Raw genomic sequence first — 21,562 nt, 5'->3', positions numbered from 1 at the left:
TGCCGGGTCTTTTTGTTTGATCCTTCTGTAAGCTTAAATCTTCGCCATTTCCTCTTTCACAAAATCAACAAGGCTTTTTATATAGGCAGTACTAAAGTCAAATTTGATTCCTGCTGCTTCATATACCTCACCAATAGATACGGTATACCCAAGGCTTAGCGCACGTTTATAGGAGGCCAGGCCATCAGCAGGATTTTCCTTATAATTTTTCCAGACAGCTATTGCCCCAAGCTGTGCCATGGCATATTCTATATAATAGAATGGCACTTCGTAAATATGCAACTGCTTTTGCCACATAAATGGCTTATACTTTTCTATACCTTTCCAACTAACAATTTTATGGTTAAAGGTTTCGAAAATATTTACCCACTCGGTATGGCGCTCCTCCTGAGTCTGCTCTGGATGCTCATAAATCCAATGCTGAAACTTATCTACCGTTGCTACCCACGGGAACGTTTCCAGAACGCTTTCGAGATGGGTGCGCTTGGCTCTCTTCAACTCGTCTTCATCCTCAAAAAAAGTACCCCAGTAATCCATCGAGATCAGTTCCATAGACATGGATGCAAGCTCAGCCACTTCGGAAGGTGGGTGTTTGGCCGCGTTTAGTCTCAGATCACGTGTCAGGAAAGAATGTACCGCATGACCGCCTTCATGTAACATCGTGATCACATCACGAAGACTGGAAGTGGCATTCATAAAAATGAAAGGAACTCCGATCTCATCCAGCGGATAGTTATACCCGCCAGGGGCCTTTCCTTTGCGTGATTCCAGGTCCAGGTGGCCCATTTCACGCATGGTAGCCAGACAATCCCCTAAAAAAGGATCAAGCTTATAAAACACATTGACAGTTTTTTTCAGCAGCTCATCTCCGGTTTTAAAAGGCTCCAAAGGCGTTCTTCCTTTCGGGTCTACATCCAGGTCCCAGGGCCGGAGTTCTTCTACCCCAAGTTCCTCCTTTCGTTCCTCATCTATTTTCGTCAGGAGCGGCACAATGGTCTCCTTAATGGAGGTATGAAAATCAAAGCAGTCCTGTGGTGTGTAATCGAAGCGACCCATCGCCGCAAACATGTAGTCGCGGAAATTATTGAAATCAGCATTCAAAGCTACCTGATGGCGCAGTTTAAGGAGCTCATCAAATAAATTATCCAGCTTTTCATGTTCCTCAAACCGGCGCTCCTGCACAGTGCGCCAGGCCTCTTCACGAACCGCTCTATCAGTGCGTTTCAAACGATCAGCGGCACGTTGCAAGGTCATTTCCTCCCCATCCAAAGTAACTGTCATGGCGCCGGTAATAGCAGCGTACTGCTGTTGCTTGGTGCTGATCTCCGTGCTAAGCGGAATGTTCTTTTCCCTGAATATTTCTAAAGCGCGCTCTACTCCACGCAGGTAAATCCGGTACTTTTCCCGCTCCAGGGCCGGCTCATATGGCGAGTGCATTAACTTCAGGTTAAGCTCATGATCGAGGGGGGCGATCTTGGGCTCTATCTCCGACACAAAATACTGAAAGGCTTTCGTGGTTTCCTCGTTCTGCGTGTCACAGGTCATCCGGATATAGCGCCAGCCAAGATCTTCTGATAAAACGCTCTCCAGCTCACTCCTGTCAGCCATCCATTTTTCCAGCTCTTCCACACTGTTGATGTCTCTTGCCTTCAGTTCTTCAAAATATGGCTGGATGGTTTCCCAGTTTTCCACCTTAAAATCTTCAGCAAGATAAGTTCGTGGTTTTCGTGTAGGTATAGTTAGATTAGTTGCGGCTATGGTCATAATCACAATACATATTATAAAAGTGTAATATAAGCACTTCTTACGAATGTGCAAATAAAAGAGCAGAGCCATAACTAAAAAAGTTATGGCTCTGCTCTTTTATACGAAAATGTTTCTTAACCGATTTCTATGATCACATCGCTGGTAAGCGGGTGCCCGACGCAATTAAGTACATATCCTTCCTCCAGCTCAGCATCAGACAAACCTTCCCGCTCATCAAGATGCACCTTACCACTCAGGCATTTGCCACGGCATGCGGTACAAAGGCCCGCCTGGCACGAATAAGGCAGGTCCACATCCTGATCCAGGGCAGCCTCCAGAATAGTTTGGTCAGGCTCCACCTCCACATGGTATTCTGCACCTTCATAAATAATCGTGACCGTCTGCGTTACGATCTCTCCGTCATCATCTGAAGACAAGACATCGCCATGCTGGCCTTGCTGCTGTTGCTCAATTAATTTATTACTAACAAAACTCTCCCTGAAAATGCGCTCTGCGGGCACATGCAATACATCCAAAGCATGCCTAACCTCATCCATCATGCCCTCGGGACCACACATATAGTATAAGGCGTTGTCAATTTTTGCCAACTTCAGGCGTTCCAGAATTTTGATGATCATACTCTGGTTCATGCGCCCACGATGATCACAGGCTTGTTTTGGCTGGCTATAAATGTACTCGATGTGAAAACGTTCAGCATTTTCCTGCTGCAACTGCTCTAACTGCTCCTTAAAAATAACAGAATCCTCATCACTGTTGCCATATAACAAGCTAACCTGGCTGTTCGGCTCTTCTTTTAGCACCGCTTTCAGGATTGACATCAACGGCGTAATGCCACTACCAGCTCCAAACAACAGAATATGCCGCTGGTTGTCAGGTGCACAGGTCAGGCAGAAATTGCCAATTGGCTCCATAACCTTTATCTCATCGCCAACTTTTACGTTATCCAGCAAATAATTAGACACTAAACCACCAGACACTCGTTTAACAGTTACAGCCAAACGGGGAGCCTCATGCGGGGTGCTGCTGAGTGAGTATGAACGACGCACTTCTTTGCCTTCAAGGTTTAGGATGAGTGTTAAAAACTGGCCTGGCTTAAAAGATACTGCTTGTTTTTCAGGATGCTCAAAGTGTAGTGTAACAGCGTCTGAAGTTTCGTGTGTCACTTCTACAACTTTCAGGGTAAAGTATGGACTACTCATTATATAGAATGCTTTTTATCTAAAAGATTATGCTTTTAACAGGTTTATGAGCTGAAAGTTACGATAAACTATTCTGTTCTGAGAAGGTCTCCTGTAAAAAATAGTCGTTTACTAAAATTTACCGATATTTAATGTAATAAAAATAATACAACTTGTGCATAATAATAAAATTTTGCACAACTTTGCACCGTACTTATAGCAGTACAACAAAGGTTTGCCTGTTTTAGGGGCACACCTCCGTTCTTTGCAATAACAACTAGTGAAAACAATAATGCTCTACAAACTGACACTCAAAAACTGTGAAAAAACCGTAGTCGTAGACGATAAAACCTACGAGTACATCCAAAACAACGCTTACCTGCAGCAGATAGAATTTCTGAAGCATCTGCGTATTCACTCCAACGGCTATGCCTTCTTTCAGAAGAACTGGCCGCTTAAAAACGGCAAGTACCGTAACGAAACCATTTATCTGCACAAGATGATTGGTGAGCAGTTACTAACGAAGCCGGAAAGCGATATCAAGCTTTATGTCCATTTTATAAATGGTAATAAACTTGATTGCCGCCGCGAGAACCTTGAATGGGCTCCGCTTTGTAAAATTGTTAGAAATACCGCCAAAACAGAGAATAAGCTGGGCGTTCGTGGTGTTCATAAAGAGGCGCAGAAGTACCGTGCCATTATTCACCATAACAAACAACGTATTAACCTGGGTACTTTCGAAACATTACAAGAGGCAGCCCTTGCTTACAGCAAAAAATCGGAAGAACTTTTTGGCAAAACGAAGAGCCTGAAAACGCTTTCTAAATATGTAGAGGAAGAGGTCGGCGTACCTTTATAAACTCTGCGGGCGTTTCCGGTGTATTCTGTACTTATGGATAAATTACAAGACCTTAGTGAGATACTAAGCAGGCACAGCCATGTCTTTGCACATGTTTTAGACGCTGACCTGAACACAGATGCCGTATGCACCCTTGACTTTACAGCACACAACGAACTACTTAAGCAAACTGACCTGCAGGATACCTCAGCTTTTAACGACGCTGTGCAACAAATGCTGCAGGAACAGCAAGCAACAGTAGGGGTAGGTGGGTACCTGGAGGACAGGTTCATTTACCGACGAAGCAAGCATTTTGATGTACAGGCTGAAAGTAGAAACCTGCATTTAGGAATTGATGTCTGGATAGAAGACGGGACGGATGTTTTCACTCCGCTTGATGCAACTGTTCATAGCTTTCAGGACAACAATAACTTTGGTGACTATGGTCCAACCATTATCCTGGAACACGAATTGGAAGGCGTAACCTTCTATACCTTGTACGGACATCTGAACCGCGCCTCTTTGGAGGGGCTTGAGGTTGGAAAATATTTTGCAAAAGGGGAAAAAATAGCGGAGGTAGGCCCTTTTCCTGAAAATGGCAACTGGCCACCACACCTGCACTTTCAGGTAATACAATCAATGGAAGGCAGGCTGGGTGATTTTCCGGGCGTGGCAACCAGTTCGGAAAGAGCTAAGTATGAGAAGCTTTGCCCAAATCCAAACCTTATTTTGCAGAGTAAGCACTTGCCTTAGTTTTTGCAAAAATCCCACTTTTTAAGTAAAATGCCATTTAGGGCGCTGCTAAGCGGGCAGCGCCCTTTATTTTTATCACTAAACTAATTTATTTTTTTATGATTGATATTGATAAGTACCGTGTCTCCATTATGGACTTTGTGGTGCTCTACGGTATGAAGTTGATTGTTGCCATTTTTATACTTGTGATAGGCATATGGGTAGTTAAACGCCTGAACAGGTTTATCTTTAATTTGATGGTGCGTAAAGGTGTAGATGAATCCCTGCGCCCTTTCCTGAGCAACATCATCGGGGTGATGCTGTGGGTGCTGCTGATAGTGCTGGTAATAGCCCAGATTGGGGTGGAAATGACATCCTTCATTGCCATACTCGGTTCGGCAGGCCTGGCTATAGGTCTTGCTTTACAGGGTAGTCTTTCCAACTTTGCGGGTGGGGTACTTATACTTACAGTTAAGCCGTTTAAAGTAGGTGATTATATTGAAGCCCAGGGACAAGGCGGTACAGTGCACATCATTAACATATTTAACACTGTACTTAAAACACCCGACAATAAAACTATTTACCTCCCTAACGGCCCACTGGCCTCAACAGTGGTAGTTAATTATTCTGTTGAGAGCACGCGCCGTGTGGAGCTTCTTTTCACGGTGTCAGTGCATAATGATATTGGCAAGGTGCGTCAGATACTCCAGCAGTTAATAAGCCAGGATGAAAGAGTAATGACTGACCCTGCCCCGGTAATTGTCGTAACCAATTTTGCAGAGCATGCCATCACGATCAGTACCCGCGTCTGGTGCAACCGCTCTGATTACTGGGGGCTATACTGGGATAACATGGAAAGAGCTAAAGCAGCATTTGAGCTACATAATATTGCAATGCCGGTGCCGAAGAGAGAAGTTCTAAGCTACATAGAAAACGGGCAGTTAAATACGGCCTCGCAAAATTGATCAACTAAAACAAGACAGCCCCTGCAGTGCAGGGGCTGTCTTGTTTATATATAGGGCAAATCCGGCTAATCGAACTTTATCGCCTTTACAGGATTAATTCTTGTTACCATGGCAACCGGAATAAGTATCGCCAACATGGTCAGAAACAATGTGATCAGGTTTAGCACCACAATAATGCCGAAGTTCCAGCTGATAGGCACTCTATCCATGTAATAATTTTCAGGGTCAAGCGGGATCACCTGAAAATAGTATTGAAATGCACAGAAGCCAAGTCCGATCAGGTTTCCCCAGAACATCCCCTTTAAAGTCAGGTTAAGGCCCCGGAAATAAAAGACTTTTCGAATTTGCGAATCGGTGGCCCCAACTGCTTTAAGCACGCCTATCATATTAATGCGCTCAATGATCATGATGAATACCGTAGAGATCATGTTGAACGTGGCTACGAAGATAATGAGCACCAGGAAAATGACAACGTTCTTACGCAGCAGTTTCAACCAGTCGAAGAGCTGCGCATGCCGGTCTGTGATCTTTTCCAGTTGCAGGTCATAATTCATTTCATCAAAAACCTTCTCCGCCACCTGGTCAATCTGGTCAAAATCCTTTAAAACAATCTCAATTCCCCCGGCTAAAGTATCCGGCCAGTTGTTAAGCTCACGTATCAGCTTAATATCACCTATCACAAAGACCTCATCAAACTCTTCAAGTCCGGTATTAAAAATACCTTGTATCTTCAGTTTCCGGGCTCTCGGTGGGTTTTGAATAAAATAGAAAATGGCTTCGTCGCCAACCTTGAGTTTTAATTTATCGGCAACGGTTTTACTTAGCAGCACTTCTTTTGAAGAGGCGGTGTCGTTGTAGCTGATCAGGCTTCCTGCTTCCAGGTTCTGCTTCATGGAGCTAAGGTCATAATCCTTGCCTACTCCTTTCAGCACGACCCCCAGCACTTCATCATCTGTTTTAATGATTGCCGTTTTACGGGCAAAGGGCTGCACTTTCTTCACCCCAGCAATGGAATCAGTTATACCAATGTTGCTGCTGATCGGCGCTCCTTCATACGAGTTGTTGGTATCATACTTCGTTACCTGCAGGTGCGCACTGAAACTAAATATCTTTTCGCGTATCTCATTTCTGAAGCCCTCCAGAATAGCAAAAGACACAATCATGATAGCAATGCCGGCAGCTATGCTGATTATTGCTATTTTTGTAACCGACGACGTAAACGTGCCGGACTGCACTTCGGATATTTTATCAGATATGTACTTGGAAATGTTCACGCGTCTGAATTTTTAATCAGCCTTAAAGATAGGTATGAATTTTGACTTATTCCGAATTACGATGACACAGCCCCTACTTATACTTTATACTTCACTGCTGCTAGCCTTTAACGGCTGCACACCAAAACCAGCTGCAACCACACCTCCTGCTACTACTGAAACAGATTCTGGTAAGGTGACAGCTACCACGGCCAAGCCAATCCGAATGGGCGCAGAGCGAATGGACCTGTATCTCCCTAAATTAAAGGGTAAACGGGTAGGCATGGTTGTAAACCAGACTTCTTTGGTCGGACAAACGCACCTTGTGGACACATTACTAAGCAGGGGCGTAAATATTGTTACCATTTTTGCCCCTGAGCATGGTTTCAGAGGTGAAGCCGATGCCGGAGCACACGTCAAAGATGCGAAAGACACAAGAACCGGGCTCCCGATCATATCCTTGTATGGCAACAACAAAAAACCGCAGCCAGAGCAGATAAAGGATCTTGATGTACTGGTGTTCGATATCCAGGACGTTGGAACACGTTTTTATACTTATATCAGCACCATGCATTATGTTATGGAGGCTGCAGCTGAAAATAACAAAGAGGTTCTGATCTTGGACCGCCCTAACCCGAACGGGGATTATGTGGATGGTCCGGTGCTGGAAAAGGAGCACAAGTCTTTTGTGGGCATGCACCCTATTCCGATCGTGCACGGGTTAACAGTAGGCGAGCTGGCACAGATGATCAATGGTCAGAAATGGCTGGAGGGCCAGCGTCAGGCAAAAATAACAGTTATTCCGATGGCCAATTACACCCACGAGACACCTTATGTTTTACCGGTAAGGCCATCTCCGAACCTGCCTAACGAGCAAGCGATACAGTTATACCCTTCTATTTGCTTCTTTGAGGGTACTACTGTAAGTGTAGGCCGTGGAACCCCGACACCATTCCAGGTTATTGGTAGCCCTTACTATAAGATCAAAGACTTCAGTTTTACGCCAGTTAGTACACCAGGAGCTACTAACCCACCTCACAAAGGAGAAGTATGCTATGGTTTAGATTTAACTCATGTTGCCGTACCTGCTAAAGTTGACCTCACTTACCTGTTGGAGATGTACCAGAACTCTACTGAGAAGGATAAGTTTTTTAATAATTTTTTCGAGAAACTGGCAGGTACTTCAAAGCTGCGTGAGCAATTAAAAGCCGGCATGTCAGAGGCAGAGATCAGAGCTAGCTGGGAGCCGCAACTTTCCGAATACAAGAAAATGCGTAAGCAGTACCTGCTTTACCCTGATTTTAAATAAAATATGAAAAGAGAATTACGGATCGTGTTTATGGGTACACCGGACTTTGCGGTGCCTACCCTGCAGACACTCGTTGAACATAAATATAATGTAGTTGCAGTAATCACGGCACCGGATAAGCCGGCAGGTCGTGGCCAAAAGATTCATCAGTCGCCTGTAAAAGAGTATGCCGTGTCGCAAAACATTCCGGTGCTGCAGCCAACAAACTTAAAGTCGGATGTATTTCTGGAGGAATTGCGCAGCTATAATGCTAACCTACAGATCATCGTGGCGTTCAGGATGCTACCTGAGGTTGTTTGGGCTATGCCGGAACTCGGATCATTTAACATTCATGCTTCGTTACTGCCTCAGTATAGAGGTGCTGCACCAATTAACTGGGCCATCATCAACGGTGAAAAGGAAACAGGTGTTACTTCTTTTTTCCTGCAGCATGAGATAGATACCGGAGATCTGATCTTTCAGGAGCATGTGCCTATATTAGAAGAAGATGACTTCGGAAGCCTGTATGAAAAGCTGAAGTATACCGGTGCGCAACTGGCGCTAAGAACAGTACAGGCCATTGAGCAAGGTGACGTAAAACCACAGCCGCAGATAACCACAGCAGAAACAAAGCACGCGCCTAAAATTTTTAAAGAAACCTGCCAGATTAACTGGAACCACACGGCAGAACAGGTGCGAAATTTTATTCGTGGTTTAAGTCCCTACCCTGCCGCCTGGACGCGTTTGGACGACAAAAACTTTAAGGTATTCAAGGTGGAGGCATTGGAAAATACAGGTTATACTTCTGAACCGGGTCATATTTTTACAGACAACAAAACATTCCTGCATGTAAAAACTGCAGATGGAGCTGTTTCTGTACTGGACCTACAGATGGAAGGGAAAAAGCGCATGCCGATACAGGACTTGTTAAGAGGCTACACTTTTAAAGTATAAGCTATGGTAAGTATAGTAGTAGCCACTGCCGAGAACAATGTAATAGGGAAGGACAACCAGTTGATCTGGCACCTTCCTGCTGATCTGAAGCATTTCAAGCAACTTACCATGGGGCACCCCATTCTGATGGGCCGTAAAACTTTTGAGTCGATTGGAAAGCCCCTCCCGGGCCGCACATCTTTTGTCATTACCCGACAGGAGGATTACCAGGCCGAAGGATGTATAGTGGTACATTCCGTGAAGGAAGCTATTGAACAGGCAAGCCAGCTTGATGAAAGCGTGTGTATTATCGGTGGTGCTGAGATCTATAGGCAAGCACTACCCATGGTTGATACTATTGAGCTTACTAAAATCCATCATACTTTTGATGGGGATACCTTTTTCCCGGAGATAAAAGAACAGGAATGGAAAGTAGTAGCAAAAGAAGATCATGAACCGGATGAGAAAAACAAGTATAGCTACTCCTACCTTACTTTAAAGCGCATTTAGAGTTATACTTCCTCAAATAGAAAAGGCCGCATTCATGAATGCGGCCTTTTCTATTTGAGGAGAGGGTTGTACTAGCGCAGGATATAGATCTTTCCGTAGCCGTTTTTAAATGATTTATCCCCTATCTTATACATGTGCTTCATGCTGTCGCTTACCTGGCTCATGACAACGCGATACAGGTAAACGCCATTGGCGAGTTTGTCTCCATACATATCGGTTCCATCCCAGGCATACTCTGTTTTATTGTTACCGATTCTTATGGTTCCCATTTCCTCTTTCATTATCTCCTTTACCACTTTCCCGGTAACAGTTAAGATCTGTATCTTCATGTGCTCTGGCACTTCATTGCCTGTAAGTGTGAAAATGAAGTTCGTTTTAGTAGAGAACGGGTTCGGAAATGGGTAGAAATTAGTGATCTTAGAAGCGTTCTCCACTTCAAAACCAATGCGATAAGGCGCAACGCCTGAAGCTCTGCCAGCCGCATCTTTCGCGCTCACTTCCAACTGATACTTACCATTCGCTAATGCTGCTGAAGGCTTGTATTCCAACCTGAAATCATTTTTCTCATCTGCCGGGAAATATCTCACTTCGCTTGAATTACCCATCAAAGGAATTTCAACATCTTCTATTTCCGGTCCTTTTAAAACCATTAACATGGCAGAAGGATCCTGTAATGGTGTAAAGCGGTTCTCGTCCTTCACAGTCACACTAATCAGCGGAGTAGGAGACACCAGTTCTCCATCCAGGATATGGATTCCATCGAACGCTACATCCAGGATCGGGTGAAGTTTTGGCTTTACTTTAAAACTTACTTCAAAAATATTGTTAGAATAGTTTTGCTCTAGTAAGATCCGGGGATTTACATACATGCTTAACTTGTAATTCCCCTCCATCAGGTGTGTTGGCATTGCAAACTCAAAGTTTACTGTCTCATTTCCACCAAGTGGCTTAATTTTGAACCTGGTAACTACAGGGTCAGAATTATCTCCTCGAACAGTAACTTCTACTGTCAGTGAATCACTGAAGGCTGTAGGTGTAATGTTCTGGAAAGACATAGGAACTTTAATGCCTCCCTTTTCGGACTGCAGTGAAAGGGTTTGGCTGTTAACTTTATCCAGGTCCGGTTTGATAACTCCCTCTGGGGCTTCTTCATATAAAACGAACCACTCCTTTAGCTGCGGCGCTGTACGGTCCTGCAAGTCATTCAGCTTTGCAACTAGTTTCAAATTCGGGTATTCCTTAGCGCTTATAGCTGAGAGGTCAAACTTTTTAGAAGTTACCTCTTCTACCAGCACTTGCTCATTGCCAGCCTTGTCAAGCCCAACCACACTGAGTTTATAGTTGTCGTTTCCGGCTTTATAGCGTTCAATATTGTGGTGCAATGATTTCCAATTCAGGGCAGGCCCAATGATCGTAGACGAGATCGAACCTTCCGGCTGGCGGGAATAGACAATCTCATTTAATATAACAGTCTGCGAAGTTACTGCTGTTGCGCTCCCAGCATCTCCTGTTCTTTCCGTTACAGTTCCGAGGGCAGCACCTTTACGACCTACAATTGTGTACGGATAGCCATTTTTTAAATTATTAATAAAGGAAGATCCTATGGAGGTAAATGCTGCTTTTTGTGCCGCTGTAAAGCTTTCAAAAGGCACTTTATTAACACTCATAGCTATCACATGGTATCCAACAGGCACCGCGTTCATGAAAGCGATCATTTTATCTCTGTTAGCATTGCTATTCAGATCTCCAAATTCATACAGGTATGGGTAACTGGCACAATAGGTTGCCCCTAACTTTTCTACCATTTTCAGGGTTTTGTCATCTAATACAATGGCAAAAATTCTTGGGGTTGCACTCCCCCCCGGATCGCCACATGCAGCCTGAAACAGCATCTCTCCATTGTAGAAGATACCATATGGTGGATTCGTGTATCGGAAGTCCCCTCCTACAGTTTTCAGAGCGATCTCTGCTTTAGTCTTCTGAAATTCCCAATGTAGGTTTTCTGTTCCCTCATTACTTAATTTATCAGTAATAGCTTTGGTGAACTGTCCATAATGACTTTGGGACCATCCGGTGCCGGTATTTGGCACATACCTGAAAGAGCTAGTTGTCCAGACAGTATCTTCACCTGGAGCATAATGCTGGAAGCGGGCACGCCAGTAATAAACTGTACTATCGTTATCTGCAGCACCTTTTGGCAGGGTCACCTGCCAAGTAGGTAACCATGTATTATCTATAACCCGGCTCTGCTTTAGCTTACTATTAAATGCTTGTGTAGTATCCAACTCAAAATAATATCCCTGCGTGTTCAGCAATGCCTGGGTCGGTTGTGCCTGCAACTTTACCTTATCTGAATTAACAATGCCATATTCAGCCGGACTCAAAGCCTTTAAACCACTTGCAGGAAAGTAATGCTGATAAACTGCAGTATTATTATTCTCGTTAAGTTCTACAATAGTGTTCGGACTATCTAGCTGCACCTCAAAGGTGTTCATACCTAATGATGCAAGCCCTTTATTATTTAGAGTTAGTAGAATTACTTTATCCTTTACAATACCCTCTACTTTTACAGGTGAGTCAGTTATAATGGTATTGTCGGGTAAGGTTCTTTTAACAGTTACAGACACCGGATCGGTAATAGCTTTACCTAAGTTGCCAACTTTTACGGCAATAGTGAAACTATTGGAGGCTGCTGTCACTAAATCACCATTAGGCTCCTTAACTTCAAAAGTATTGTCTTTAAAGTAATAATCTGGCTTACTTGGGCTATAAAGCCTAAGAGCAGGATCCCCGTGCAGCACCATTTCATTCACCATTGCAACTGCAGCGTTTGATGTAGTTGTTTCTAATACGCTTTTGATTGTTTCCTGCTGTATTTTACCAATTGTAGCCCCATAAAAATCAGGATTCTGAAAAGCTAATGAGTAAAAGTAGGACGAGTAAATATTGAGGAAGTTTGGGTAACCGGCATCTGTATGTGCTATCAGCGCAACTGCTCCTTTATTTGCCGTATTTAACCAGTCTTCTCCAAAAGAAATTGCACCAGGATTAAATGAATCTCCTACATTACAGCCATTCATCAACAACACAGGATACTTGCCATCATTTTTGTAATTACTGCCCGGGCTGGAAACATAGCCAATATCCAAATCGGTTGTTCCGGGGGAGCTGTGTCCAAAAAATGTTATGAGTGAAAGACCTTTATTTAGTTCTTCAGAAACATTTATGTTTTCAACCACCTCGCTTACATTTTGCCTGTACTTCTCAATAACATTAGCTCCAAGCAGTGGGCCTTCTACAATTTTAGCATAATCATTAAGATAAGAGGTAATATCACTTATTTCCCGTGTTGTCTTGCCACCACCTAACTGCAATATATTTTTGCGCCACTCTACTCCTTCAGGTGTGGCTTCGTACTGCTTTACCTTATTCAGGTAATTAATAATGTCTGTGGCAGTAGTGGCAGAAACTCTACCAGTTGGAATACCTGGCACAAACACGTTATGTTGAAAATCAGAAGATAACATCACATCAGAAGATGGCTTACCACCTGTAGGAACAAACTCCAAAAGCCTTGAAGCCGCATTTCTGTAATTTATCTTAGTGTATTCAGCTCCTTTGCCCAGTATCAGCATATGTTTTGGTTCAGGAGCGGTTAACATAAACGATGTAAACCGCTTAATAGCATTGGCTGAGTAGTCTCCATAGTGGTACTGGTTGATGATATCATCCATATACACTAGTAGCGTATCGTACTTACCGCCTGCATCGGAAGCTCTGTAAGCTGCATACGCTTTGGGCGCCGACATTCCAACAGACGGTTGATCTGCGGCTAATCTTTTATTAGTAAGAATAATGTAATTAAAGGCAGCAGGATCGATCCTCCTGAAGTTAACTTTATCAACTTTACCAACAGGCGTAATAGGTTGTGCCGTATTTGCCAAAAACAACTTATGTGACCTAGTCCCTGCCTCAATTACAAAACCCTTTCCCGCGCCTGCCTGTTGACCACTCACCCTTATGATATTCTGTTGGTCTGTTATATCAAAAGCCACAACAGAGGAGGGCAAACTTGAAAACTCGTAGTATGGTGTCGCACTTCTGGTTGAGTCTGTATAAATAAACATCGAATTGCCGGCAAACACAGGCTTCTGCGGATACATTAAAATGCCGTAAGAAAAACTAATAGCATTTCCTTTGGTATCAGTATATGTCGGGCTTATTTGTAAAGTAATATCACCCTGGCTTGTAATATCAGTAAACTCTATTTGTTGTTTGTCCTTAGCACTACTGAACATGTCATAGGAGAATGTTTTGAGCTTCCTGCCTGTGCCAGCAGGAGGCAGGATATTTACATCAAAATTATGGTACTCCTGGTAAGCCCCTACTGTAGCATACTCCACCACAGGCTTCGGTCCGGCAACATTAACATCCCTTATACCTGAAATCTTGTAAGTCCTTGGGTTGATAGAGTAGTGAGAAAACCAACCTTCTCCTGCGTCCATCCATGGCATAGCTATTTGCTTTGACTGAATATCATATATCTTTCCGAAGTTGTATCGGTCCAGATTTACATAAACAGCCTTTTGCAAATGATAAGGTTCCGGCGTTCTGCCATTCACAGCAGGGTTTACTTCACGCATGCGCTTGCCACCCGCCGGATTTACCGTAAGAAAGTAAGCTGCTGTGTCAGTATATAAGCTGTATAACTGGTGTACCTGGTTTTCCGGATCTTTATACAACTCCCTATCCAAAGCGCCGTCATTACGCTCCCCGTAAAATTCAATAAAATCCTGGGCATCCAATTTACCGTCAGCTTCTCCGGCTACATAAAGAGATATTTCTTTCCCTCTCCTGAAAAGCTGAAAATGCTGTGGGTTTACCTCTGCCAGCCCCAGGCTGTTGAGGTAAGTATAATTTAACCGGTGCAGCCCCGTCTGCACTACTTTAATCTTATAATATGTCTGGGAGTGGTTGATCCACTCATTACCGAATTGCTGTTGTGCCCTGGCTGCGAAGGCAGTAACAGAGAGTATCATCAAAAGTATAACCCGCTTCAACATGAGATTATAAGACATTGGTGGTAAAGCTTATTTGTTATACAATTAGTTAAAGGAATAACCAAAGGAGATAATCACCGATGAGGTGCCGCTGCCCGAAATGGAATTTGCCTCCTTATCATTTACCCTTGACATGGCTAAGTCAAAATTTAATCCTTTCGTTGTAAAACCAACGCCAAAATTTGGTTGCATACGCTTGCTGGTGCTTCCATCAAAACTTTTCGTTTCCTGATAATTATTTAAGCCGCCGCGCACAAACACAGTATTTGCGTAGGCTAGCTCTATACCAACATGAGGATCCATGGAAACTACACCTGACTTGAGGAGTACGTTTCGTTTGCCGTCAAATGTAAAGTCTAAATCTGCTGCGAGCAACGCGGATATTTTATCATTAAACTGAAAAGACTTTCCTGCTCCCAGAATAAGGCGCGGCAGGGTCAGTTCAGCGGAACTCTCTGGCAGGTCGTTTCCGGTTTGCTGGTATGCTTCCTCCAGCGCCTCCACATTATGTGTCCAGGCAGTGAAAGTTGTTGTAATGTCTTTTGCCATCAATCCAAACTGCCAGCTTCCTCTTGTAAGTTGCGCCCCGGCATCTATCCCGAACCCATAAGCATTGGCGAACTCGCCTACATTGCGGTAAATAATTTTAGCACTGGCTCCCAGTTGTAATCCCTCCACCAGGTGACTTCGGCGTGCATAGGAAACAAGCATTGCGTAATCAGCTACCGAGAAGAATTTTATACTATCATATTGGATGTAACCATACTCATTCTGCAAGCGGCGGGTATCAGCAATATCGTCTACTGCTAATCTGATTACGGAAACAGCTAAGGCACTGCTCGAATCTAAGGGCATCGCATAACTGCCAAAGTCATTTTTGGCGATTCCGGCAAACAGTTCCGAGTGCATCAGTGCTATGTTATGTTTCCTACTGAGGTTTAGCAAACCAGCTGGGTTCCAATAGCCGGCTGTAGCATCGTTTACAATAGCCGACTGTACATTTCCCATACCCAGGGCACGGGCACCAACACCAATATTTAAAAACTCATTGCTATACTTTGGAGTAGCCACCTGCGCTGTAGCAGAAAAGCTGGCCAAAAGTATAAGCAATCCTAAAGCTGCAAGGGTAAATCTATTCATACATATCCTGTAAGCGTTTCTGCATCAATCAAATCGAGACAAGTTATAAAAGTCTTTTTGAACCCGGAAATTTAGAGTTAAGGCTTTTCAAAGATGCTCCTTAAACACGCTACCAGTCTATTTAGTTGACTTTTACTTAATTATATTTTTATCCAAAAATAGTTAATTAAAATCATAATGCTTAACCCTGATAACCATTATTAAAATCTTTCGTAATAAATTTTAAACAGTACCTTGCTTTACATAGTACCTTATATTATCTTTGCTTCAACATTATAACAGAATCATCATGAAAGTAGAAAACACACAAGTGCAGATGAGGAAGGGAATTCTCGAATTCTGCATACTGGAGATTATCTCTCGTGGTGAAGTATATGCGTCTGACATGCTGGAAGAGCTTACAGCAGCTAAAATGATCGTAGTAGAGGGCACTCTCTACCCGCTGCTTACCCGCCTTAAGAACGCGTCGCTTCTAGAATATAACTGGCAGGAGTCTACCTCCGGGCCCCCACGAAAGTATTACAAGCTTACCGAAACAGGCCGCGACTTTTTAGAACAACTCCGCGCTACCTGGCTAGAACTAGTTGACTCCACCGAATTCATTATCCACAACAAGAAATCTCAGCAATTATGAAAAAGAATATAAGTATCAACTTGCAAGGCATCATCTTCCATATCGAGGAGGATGGTTACGAGCAGCTTAGCAGATACCTGGCTTCTATCAGAACGTACTTCTCCAACTATGAGGGGCATGAAGAGATTGTGGCCGATATTGAGGCTCGTATTGCCGAAATTTTCTCTGCAAGACTAGCCCCTGGTAAGCAGGTCATTTCACTGGACGATGTAGAGTACCTTATAGCTAGAATGGGGGACGTTACTGACTTTGAAGTTCTGGAGCCGATGGATGAAGAAATCCCTCATGCTGCCCCTGGACCTGATGCAAATAGCACCTACACTACCGAAGGGCCTAAGAAACTCTACCGTGACATCAACCACAAAGTGATAAGCGGAGTGTGTGCTGGTATGGCAAACTACCTGAAGGTGGATCCGCTCTGGATCAGACTCTTCTTTGTTTTGCTGGTGCTGCTGGGTGTTGTTTCTGCAGGTGTGTCAGCCGCTACAGGGGTCATCATATATGTAGTGCTTTGGATTGCAATGCCACAAAGTGAGTTTCTTCCTGAAACCACTGTAAAAAAGCTTTTCCGCGACCCTGAAGACAAGAAATTAGCTGGCGTGGCCAGCGGTATAGCTAAATATTTCGGTGTGGATGTAGCAGTTATACGTGTTTTGTTCCTGATTTTGATTTTTGCAGGTGGCTTCGGCATACTAGCTTACATCGTGCTCTGGATCGCAATGCCTGAGGCCGTTACATTAACAGAGCGCATGCAGATGCAGGGCGACCCTGTTACGCTGGCAGGTATAGAACAAACGCTAAAGACCAACCTGAACATGCGTGACAACAATGGTGAAGAAAGCACTTTGGCAAAGATCATTCTGTTACCAATAAGGTTGATCTCACAGATCATTAACTGGTTAGGCACTGCCCTAGGCCCTATACTAGCCTTCCTGATCACCCTGATCAGGATAGGTGCAGGAGTTATACTTCTGATAGTTTCTATCGGATTAACAATTGGTTTGTTTTCTGCCTTTTTTGTGTCCCTGGGTTTCGTGGAAGAATCACAGTACATGGTAATGGGTGACTTCCCGGCCTCTGTGTTCCTGAACGGATTTCCCAGGCTCGGACTGGTGGCGGGTTTTATTGTAGGGCTTATCCCACTCCTACTATTGATTATCCTGGCTGTCAGTCTGTTAATTAAGCGCACGTTCCTTCGTCCTATTGTGGGTTGGTCTATGTTTGGTGTTTGGCTGGTAAGTTTATTCACCCTTGTTGCTACAGGAGTAATGTTCAGCAGCAACTTCCGAAGAAGCGGTGAAGTAGTCACTGCCAAAACCATTCCGGCGGCAAATTATGGCACGCTTGTGCTCGACGCTTACGATAACAACATGGACTTCGACCGCATCTTTATTGATGTACAGGAATCGAACAGCAGCGAGGTAGAAGTTATTCAACATGCCGAGGCAAAAGGAAAAACTGAAGAAGAGGCGAAACGAAATGCCCGCATGATATCTTACCGGGTAGTACAACAGGATTCCGTAATTCGCTTTGATAACAGCTATGAGTTTAAGGATGGTGCTGTGTTCCGTGACCAGGAGTTGAATATCGTGCTTAAACTACCGAAAAATAAGCCCCTGCGCCTCACACGAGAGTTTATTTACATGCTGCCAAGTGCTACTTTCACTGAGGATTACAGCAGCGATAAAATTGTTCGTAACACCTGGCAGGTAAAAGGGGATCAACTGGAATGCTTAACCTGTGCAACTGATACCCTGGACGCTGAAACCGAAACTGGTTTTAATTCAGATTTTAATGATGATGACATGGATTTTAACGTTGCCGATGGAACAGTAAGAGTGAGCGGCAGCGTACTTTTAGATGAAGACGAGTACAGCAGTAATGTACGCTCATACAACTACAGAGACTTCAGCCGTCTGGAAATTTCCGGTCCATACCACGTGCAAATCGTGCAGGGGAACAACTACAGCGTGCGCGTGCGCGGTGATCAGGATGACGTACGCCACATGGAATTTAATAAGCGTGGAGATAAGCTCTCTATCGAAACTGATGAGCGTTTCTTCCGCCTTTTTGACGACCGAGAACCAGTATTGATCCAGATTACAGCCCCTGACTTCGAAAGCATTGATTTATCTGGTGCCATTAAAGCCGATATTGGCCGCATTGACACCGACAGATTGAACATGAGCTTATCGGGAGCTATAAAATCAACTGCAAACTTGGATGTTCGCGATCTGAAAGTAGATATTTCAGGTGCCTCAATCAGTAAGTTCACAGGCCGTGCCAATAACTTTGAGTTGGATGCAACAGGTGCCTGTGGCATTGACGCAGTAGGCTTGCGTGCCAATGATGTGGATCTGGATCTGACAGGTGCCAGTGTTGCTGAAGTTTATGCTTCCTCTTCTTTGCGGGCCGATGCATCAGGCACAAGCCACATCACCTACAGAGGTAACCCCAAAGAGACAATACTTGATAGTTCAGGTCCAAGCAGCATTAAGCGAAGATAGCTTACGATTTATTTACTGCCATTTAGTACAAAATAAAACTTACAGGCAGCATCTTTTGCTTCAAACAGTGTCAGGTGCTGCCTTCATAACTTATTTCACCGGTAATTGCCATCAGCGCACAAAAAACCGGTGTTTTTAAAGAGATTGTTTGTTTAGTTGTGTTTAGTGATTATTTGAAATTGTTGGGGTAGGCTTTTTTGCGGAATTGATCCGAATTAAAGATTTACTCCAACAATTTACTTCACGCTTACAAGCCTTTCATCTTCCCCTTCTGTTGGCTCTGCCCTATCCACGCCAGCATATACTTCAGCTTTTTTCATTGTCCACTTATACTATAAAACTATGTTCAAACACATTCCTGCACTTGTAATAGCAGCTGTTACTTCAGGCTTGCTTAATTCTCCAGCCGTCCAGGCACAGAGTCAAGGTACTTCTAACTGCGACACTAAACTCATTTCCTACTTAAACTGGAAAGAAACACCAGCAACAGAGTGGTCGCTAAATGTTTCAGCCAGTAACGGAGGGAATTTAGAGTACATTGGCGCATCCCACTCTGATGACACCACACATCCACAGTTCACCACCCTTCGTAAGACTTGGGATTCACAAAAACCCACTATTGCTTTTTTTGAAGGACCAGACCGAGGTACAGCCGAAACAGAGGCAGAAACCATTAACAAATTCGGAGAATCTGGCTATGTACGATTTCTTGCAAAAACCGCAGGTATTAAAGCGCAGTCACTGGAGCCTGGTCCGCAGGATGAGGTGAACTACTTATTGTCCTTAAAGCAGTTTACACCCGAGCAGATCAAACTATTCTTTATACTTCGGGAAGCCAGCAGGCTTCGGGAACGAAAAGGGATGAATGAAGCGCAGATAAAAGCAGCCATTGCCCAGTTACTCTCGAAAGCGAACAGCATGGTACCAGCCTTTGCAACTGTACTACCAAATGTAGAATCATTACAGCCTGCCTATGAGAAGTACTGGTCTGCCCCAGCTAACTGGTGGGAGGCACCTACAGCATGGTTTAAGCCAGATAGTAACGGAGAAGATACAGGGGGGCAGTTCACTAACGATATCAACCGCCACAGTAGTGAATTCAGGGATTTATACATGTACCGGCTCCTGACCAACGCTGTTTTACAAGGAGAAAAAGTTTTTGCAGTAGTTGGCCGTAATCATGTACCAATGCAGGCAGAGGCCATAAAATGTGTCTTGAAATAAGAATTAATAAAGGAGAGTAGCTGTCACTAGCTATTCTCCTTTTTCAATAAATGCCAAAGGCTTTTCTACTGTCAAGCCCATCTCACTTCCTTTCTTTAAAAGGAAGGCATACGCGTCATTGAATTCATTCTTCACCTTTCCTTCCAGAATAGCTTCTGTCAGTACTTCTTTCAAGTGTCCTACTTCTTTGGAAGGATTCAAGCCAAACGTTTCCATTATGATCTCGCCGGTGATCACTGGCTGGAAGTTGCGCAACTTATCACTCTCCTCCACCTCTACCAGGCGTTTCTCTACTTTGTCAAAATTCTGCAGGTAACGCTTTACTTTCGTGTCATTTTTAGAGGTGATGTCGGCACGGCAAAGCTTCATTAATGCGTCAATATCATCTCCCGCTTCAAATAGTAGCCTTCGGATAGCAGAATCTGTTACAGTTTCTTTAACCAATGCTATCGGGCGAAGGTGCAGACGCACCAGTTTCTGAACCAACTTCATGTGCTCATTAAGAGGCAGCTTCAGGTCACGGAACAACTTGGGCACCATTCGTGCGCCCTTGTCCTCGTGCCCATGAAAGGTCCAGCCGGCTTTCGGGTGATAACGCTTCGTGTCTGGCTTGGCAATATCATGCATAATGGCTGACCAGCGAAGCCACAGGTCATCTGACACTCCTGCAACATTGTCAAGCACTTGCAAAGTATGGTAAAAGTTATCTTTATGGGAGTTTCCGTTCTTAGTCTCCACCCCCTGCAACTCCACCATTTTAGGAAAGATCAAATGAAGCAGTCCGGAGGCAAACAATAGTTTAAAACCGTAGCTAGGGGTCGGGGAAAGTATAATTTTATTTAATTCATCTGTAATACGTTCCTGGGACACAATTTTGATCCGATCCTTGTTATCAATGATGGCATCGAACGTATCCGGGTCTATATCAAAACCTAGTTGCGAGGCAAAGCGGATGGCACGCATCATGCGCAGCGGATCATCGGAGAACGTGATGCCAGGTTCCAAGGGTGTCCGGATCAACTGACGCTTCATGTCCTTAATCCCTTCAAACTCATCTATCAGCTCACCGTAATTCTGTTTGTTCAGGCTGATGCCAAGCGCGTTTATAGTAAAATCGCGGCGTTTCAGGTCATCATCCAGTGTCCCCTGCTCTACTTCAGGCTTGCGGGAGTGCTCCCGGTAAGATTCTTTTCGGGCACCTACAAATTCCACCTCCCAGTCTCCGTCGCGCAGCATGGCCGTACCAAAGTTTTTAAAGATGGATACTTTAGGTTTGTGTGGCAGCTTCTGAGCAACCATAGCAGCCAGGGCAATTCCATCTCCCACACACACTACATCGATATCTTTAGACGGCCTCTTGAGCACCAAGTCACGTACAAAGCCACCTATTACATATGCTTCAACCCCTAATTCTGCCGCTGCTTCGGCTACTACTTCAAATATAGAATGTGCTGGTAATTGTATCTTATCCATCAGTAAAAATCAAACACCTCAGACCAATATTTGGCGGCCTGAGGTGCAAAAATAAGGTAT

The 21,562-nt window shown here is 44.1% G+C and carries 15 protein-coding genes; 9 read left to right on the top strand and 6 right to left on the bottom strand.

Translation table 11 applies throughout. The features are described 5' to 3' along the window. Positions 1–33: 33 nt before the first annotated feature. Complete coding sequence (locus ACSX1A_RS01955; RefSeq protein WP_439881928.1) at positions 34–1,764, bottom strand: M3 family oligoendopeptidase; 1,731 nt, start codon at positions 1,762–1,764, stop codon at positions 34–36. Positions 1,765–1,880: 116 nt separating this feature from the next. Further along, positions 1,881–2,966, bottom strand: a complete 1,086-nt coding sequence (locus ACSX1A_RS01950) for a 2Fe-2S iron-sulfur cluster-binding protein (RefSeq protein ID WP_439881927.1) — start codon at positions 2,964–2,966, stop codon at positions 1,881–1,883. 259 nt (positions 2,967–3,225) lie between these two features. Between ACSX1A_RS01950 and ACSX1A_RS01945 the strand changes: the two genes are divergently transcribed. The 3 genes from ACSX1A_RS01945 (at position 3,226) to ACSX1A_RS01935 (ending at position 5,480) form a co-directional block, all read left to right on the top strand. Then, positions 3,226–3,804 (top strand): HNH endonuclease, encoded by a 579-nt coding sequence (locus ACSX1A_RS01945; protein ID WP_439881926.1) that lies wholly within the window; start codon positions 3,226–3,228, stop codon positions 3,802–3,804. A gap of 33 nt (positions 3,805–3,837) precedes the next feature. Further along, a complete protein-coding gene (locus ACSX1A_RS01940; protein ID WP_439881925.1) occupies positions 3,838–4,536 on the top strand; it encodes a peptidoglycan DD-metalloendopeptidase family protein in 699 nt (232 codons plus the stop codon). Between the two features lie 98 nt (positions 4,537–4,634). Then, positions 4,635–5,480, top strand: a complete 846-nt coding sequence (locus ACSX1A_RS01935; protein ID WP_439881924.1) for a mechanosensitive ion channel family protein — start codon at positions 4,635–4,637, stop codon at positions 5,478–5,480. Positions 5,481–5,545: 65 nt separating this feature from the next. Here ACSX1A_RS01935 and ACSX1A_RS01930 read toward each other — a convergent pair whose 3' ends face one another. Then, complete coding sequence (locus ACSX1A_RS01930; protein ID WP_439881923.1) at positions 5,546–6,754, bottom strand: ABC transporter permease; 1,209 nt, start codon at positions 6,752–6,754, stop codon at positions 5,546–5,548. 34 nt (positions 6,755–6,788) lie between these two features. Here ACSX1A_RS01930 and ACSX1A_RS01925 point away from each other — a divergent pair, with 34 nt between their 5' ends. From ACSX1A_RS01925 to ACSX1A_RS01915, 3 genes are read left to right on the top strand one after another with little or no spacing between them, the layout of a single operon-like run. Continuing rightward, the gene (locus ACSX1A_RS01925) at positions 6,789–8,042 is read left to right on the top strand and encodes an exo-beta-N-acetylmuramidase NamZ family protein (protein ID WP_439881922.1); all 1,254 of its coding nucleotides are present in this window, start codon (positions 6,789–6,791) and stop codon (positions 8,040–8,042) included. Between the two features lie 3 nt (positions 8,043–8,045). Continuing rightward, positions 8,046–8,975, top strand: a complete 930-nt coding sequence (gene fmt, locus ACSX1A_RS01920) for a methionyl-tRNA formyltransferase (RefSeq protein WP_439881921.1) — start codon at positions 8,046–8,048, stop codon at positions 8,973–8,975. A gap of 3 nt (positions 8,976–8,978) precedes the next feature. Beyond that, positions 8,979–9,464: a dihydrofolate reductase gene (locus ACSX1A_RS01915; protein ID WP_439881920.1), complete on the top strand. Its 486-nt coding sequence runs from the start codon at positions 8,979–8,981 to the stop codon at positions 9,462–9,464. A gap of 71 nt (positions 9,465–9,535) precedes the next feature. Here ACSX1A_RS01915 and ACSX1A_RS01910 read toward each other — a convergent pair whose 3' ends face one another. After that, a complete protein-coding gene (locus ACSX1A_RS01910) occupies positions 9,536–14,542 on the bottom strand; it encodes a C25 family cysteine peptidase (RefSeq protein ID WP_439881919.1) in 5,007 nt (1,668 codons plus the stop codon). 27 nt (positions 14,543–14,569) lie between these two features. Beyond that, positions 14,570–15,664, bottom strand: a complete 1,095-nt coding sequence (locus tag ACSX1A_RS01905) for a PorV/PorQ family protein (RefSeq protein WP_439881918.1) — start codon at positions 15,662–15,664, stop codon at positions 14,570–14,572. 289 nt (positions 15,665–15,953) lie between these two features. Between ACSX1A_RS01905 and ACSX1A_RS01900 the strand changes: the two genes are divergently transcribed. From ACSX1A_RS01900 to ACSX1A_RS01890, 3 genes are all read left to right on the top strand, one after another. Then, a complete protein-coding gene (locus tag ACSX1A_RS01900) occupies positions 15,954–16,298 on the top strand; it encodes a PadR family transcriptional regulator (RefSeq protein ID WP_439881917.1) in 345 nt (114 codons plus the stop codon). Next, positions 16,295–18,805: a PspC domain-containing protein gene (locus tag ACSX1A_RS01895; protein ID WP_439881916.1), complete on the top strand. Its 2,511-nt coding sequence runs from the start codon at positions 16,295–16,297 to the stop codon at positions 18,803–18,805. The genes ACSX1A_RS01900 and ACSX1A_RS01895 overlap by 4 nt, the downstream gene beginning before the upstream one ends. Before the next feature lie 342 nt (positions 18,806–19,147). Continuing rightward, the gene (locus ACSX1A_RS01890; RefSeq protein ID WP_439881915.1) at positions 19,148–20,029 is read left to right on the top strand and encodes a hypothetical protein; all 882 of its coding nucleotides are present in this window, start codon (positions 19,148–19,150) and stop codon (positions 20,027–20,029) included. A 30-nt stretch (positions 20,030–20,059) separates the two neighbouring features. Here the strand turns inward: ACSX1A_RS01890 and ACSX1A_RS01885 are convergent, their stop codons facing one another. Beyond that, on the bottom strand, positions 20,060–21,502 hold the full coding sequence (locus tag ACSX1A_RS01885) for a CCA tRNA nucleotidyltransferase (protein WP_439881914.1): 1,443 nt from the start codon (positions 21,500–21,502) through the stop codon (positions 20,060–20,062). Positions 21,503–21,562 lie beyond the last annotated feature (60 nt).

This window comes from Pontibacter sp. MBLB2868 (genome assembly GCF_051904785.1).
Taxonomy (GTDB): Bacteria; Bacteroidota; Bacteroidia; order Cytophagales; family Hymenobacteraceae; genus Pontibacter.
This window is presented reverse-complemented; position numbering and strand designations above follow the sequence as displayed.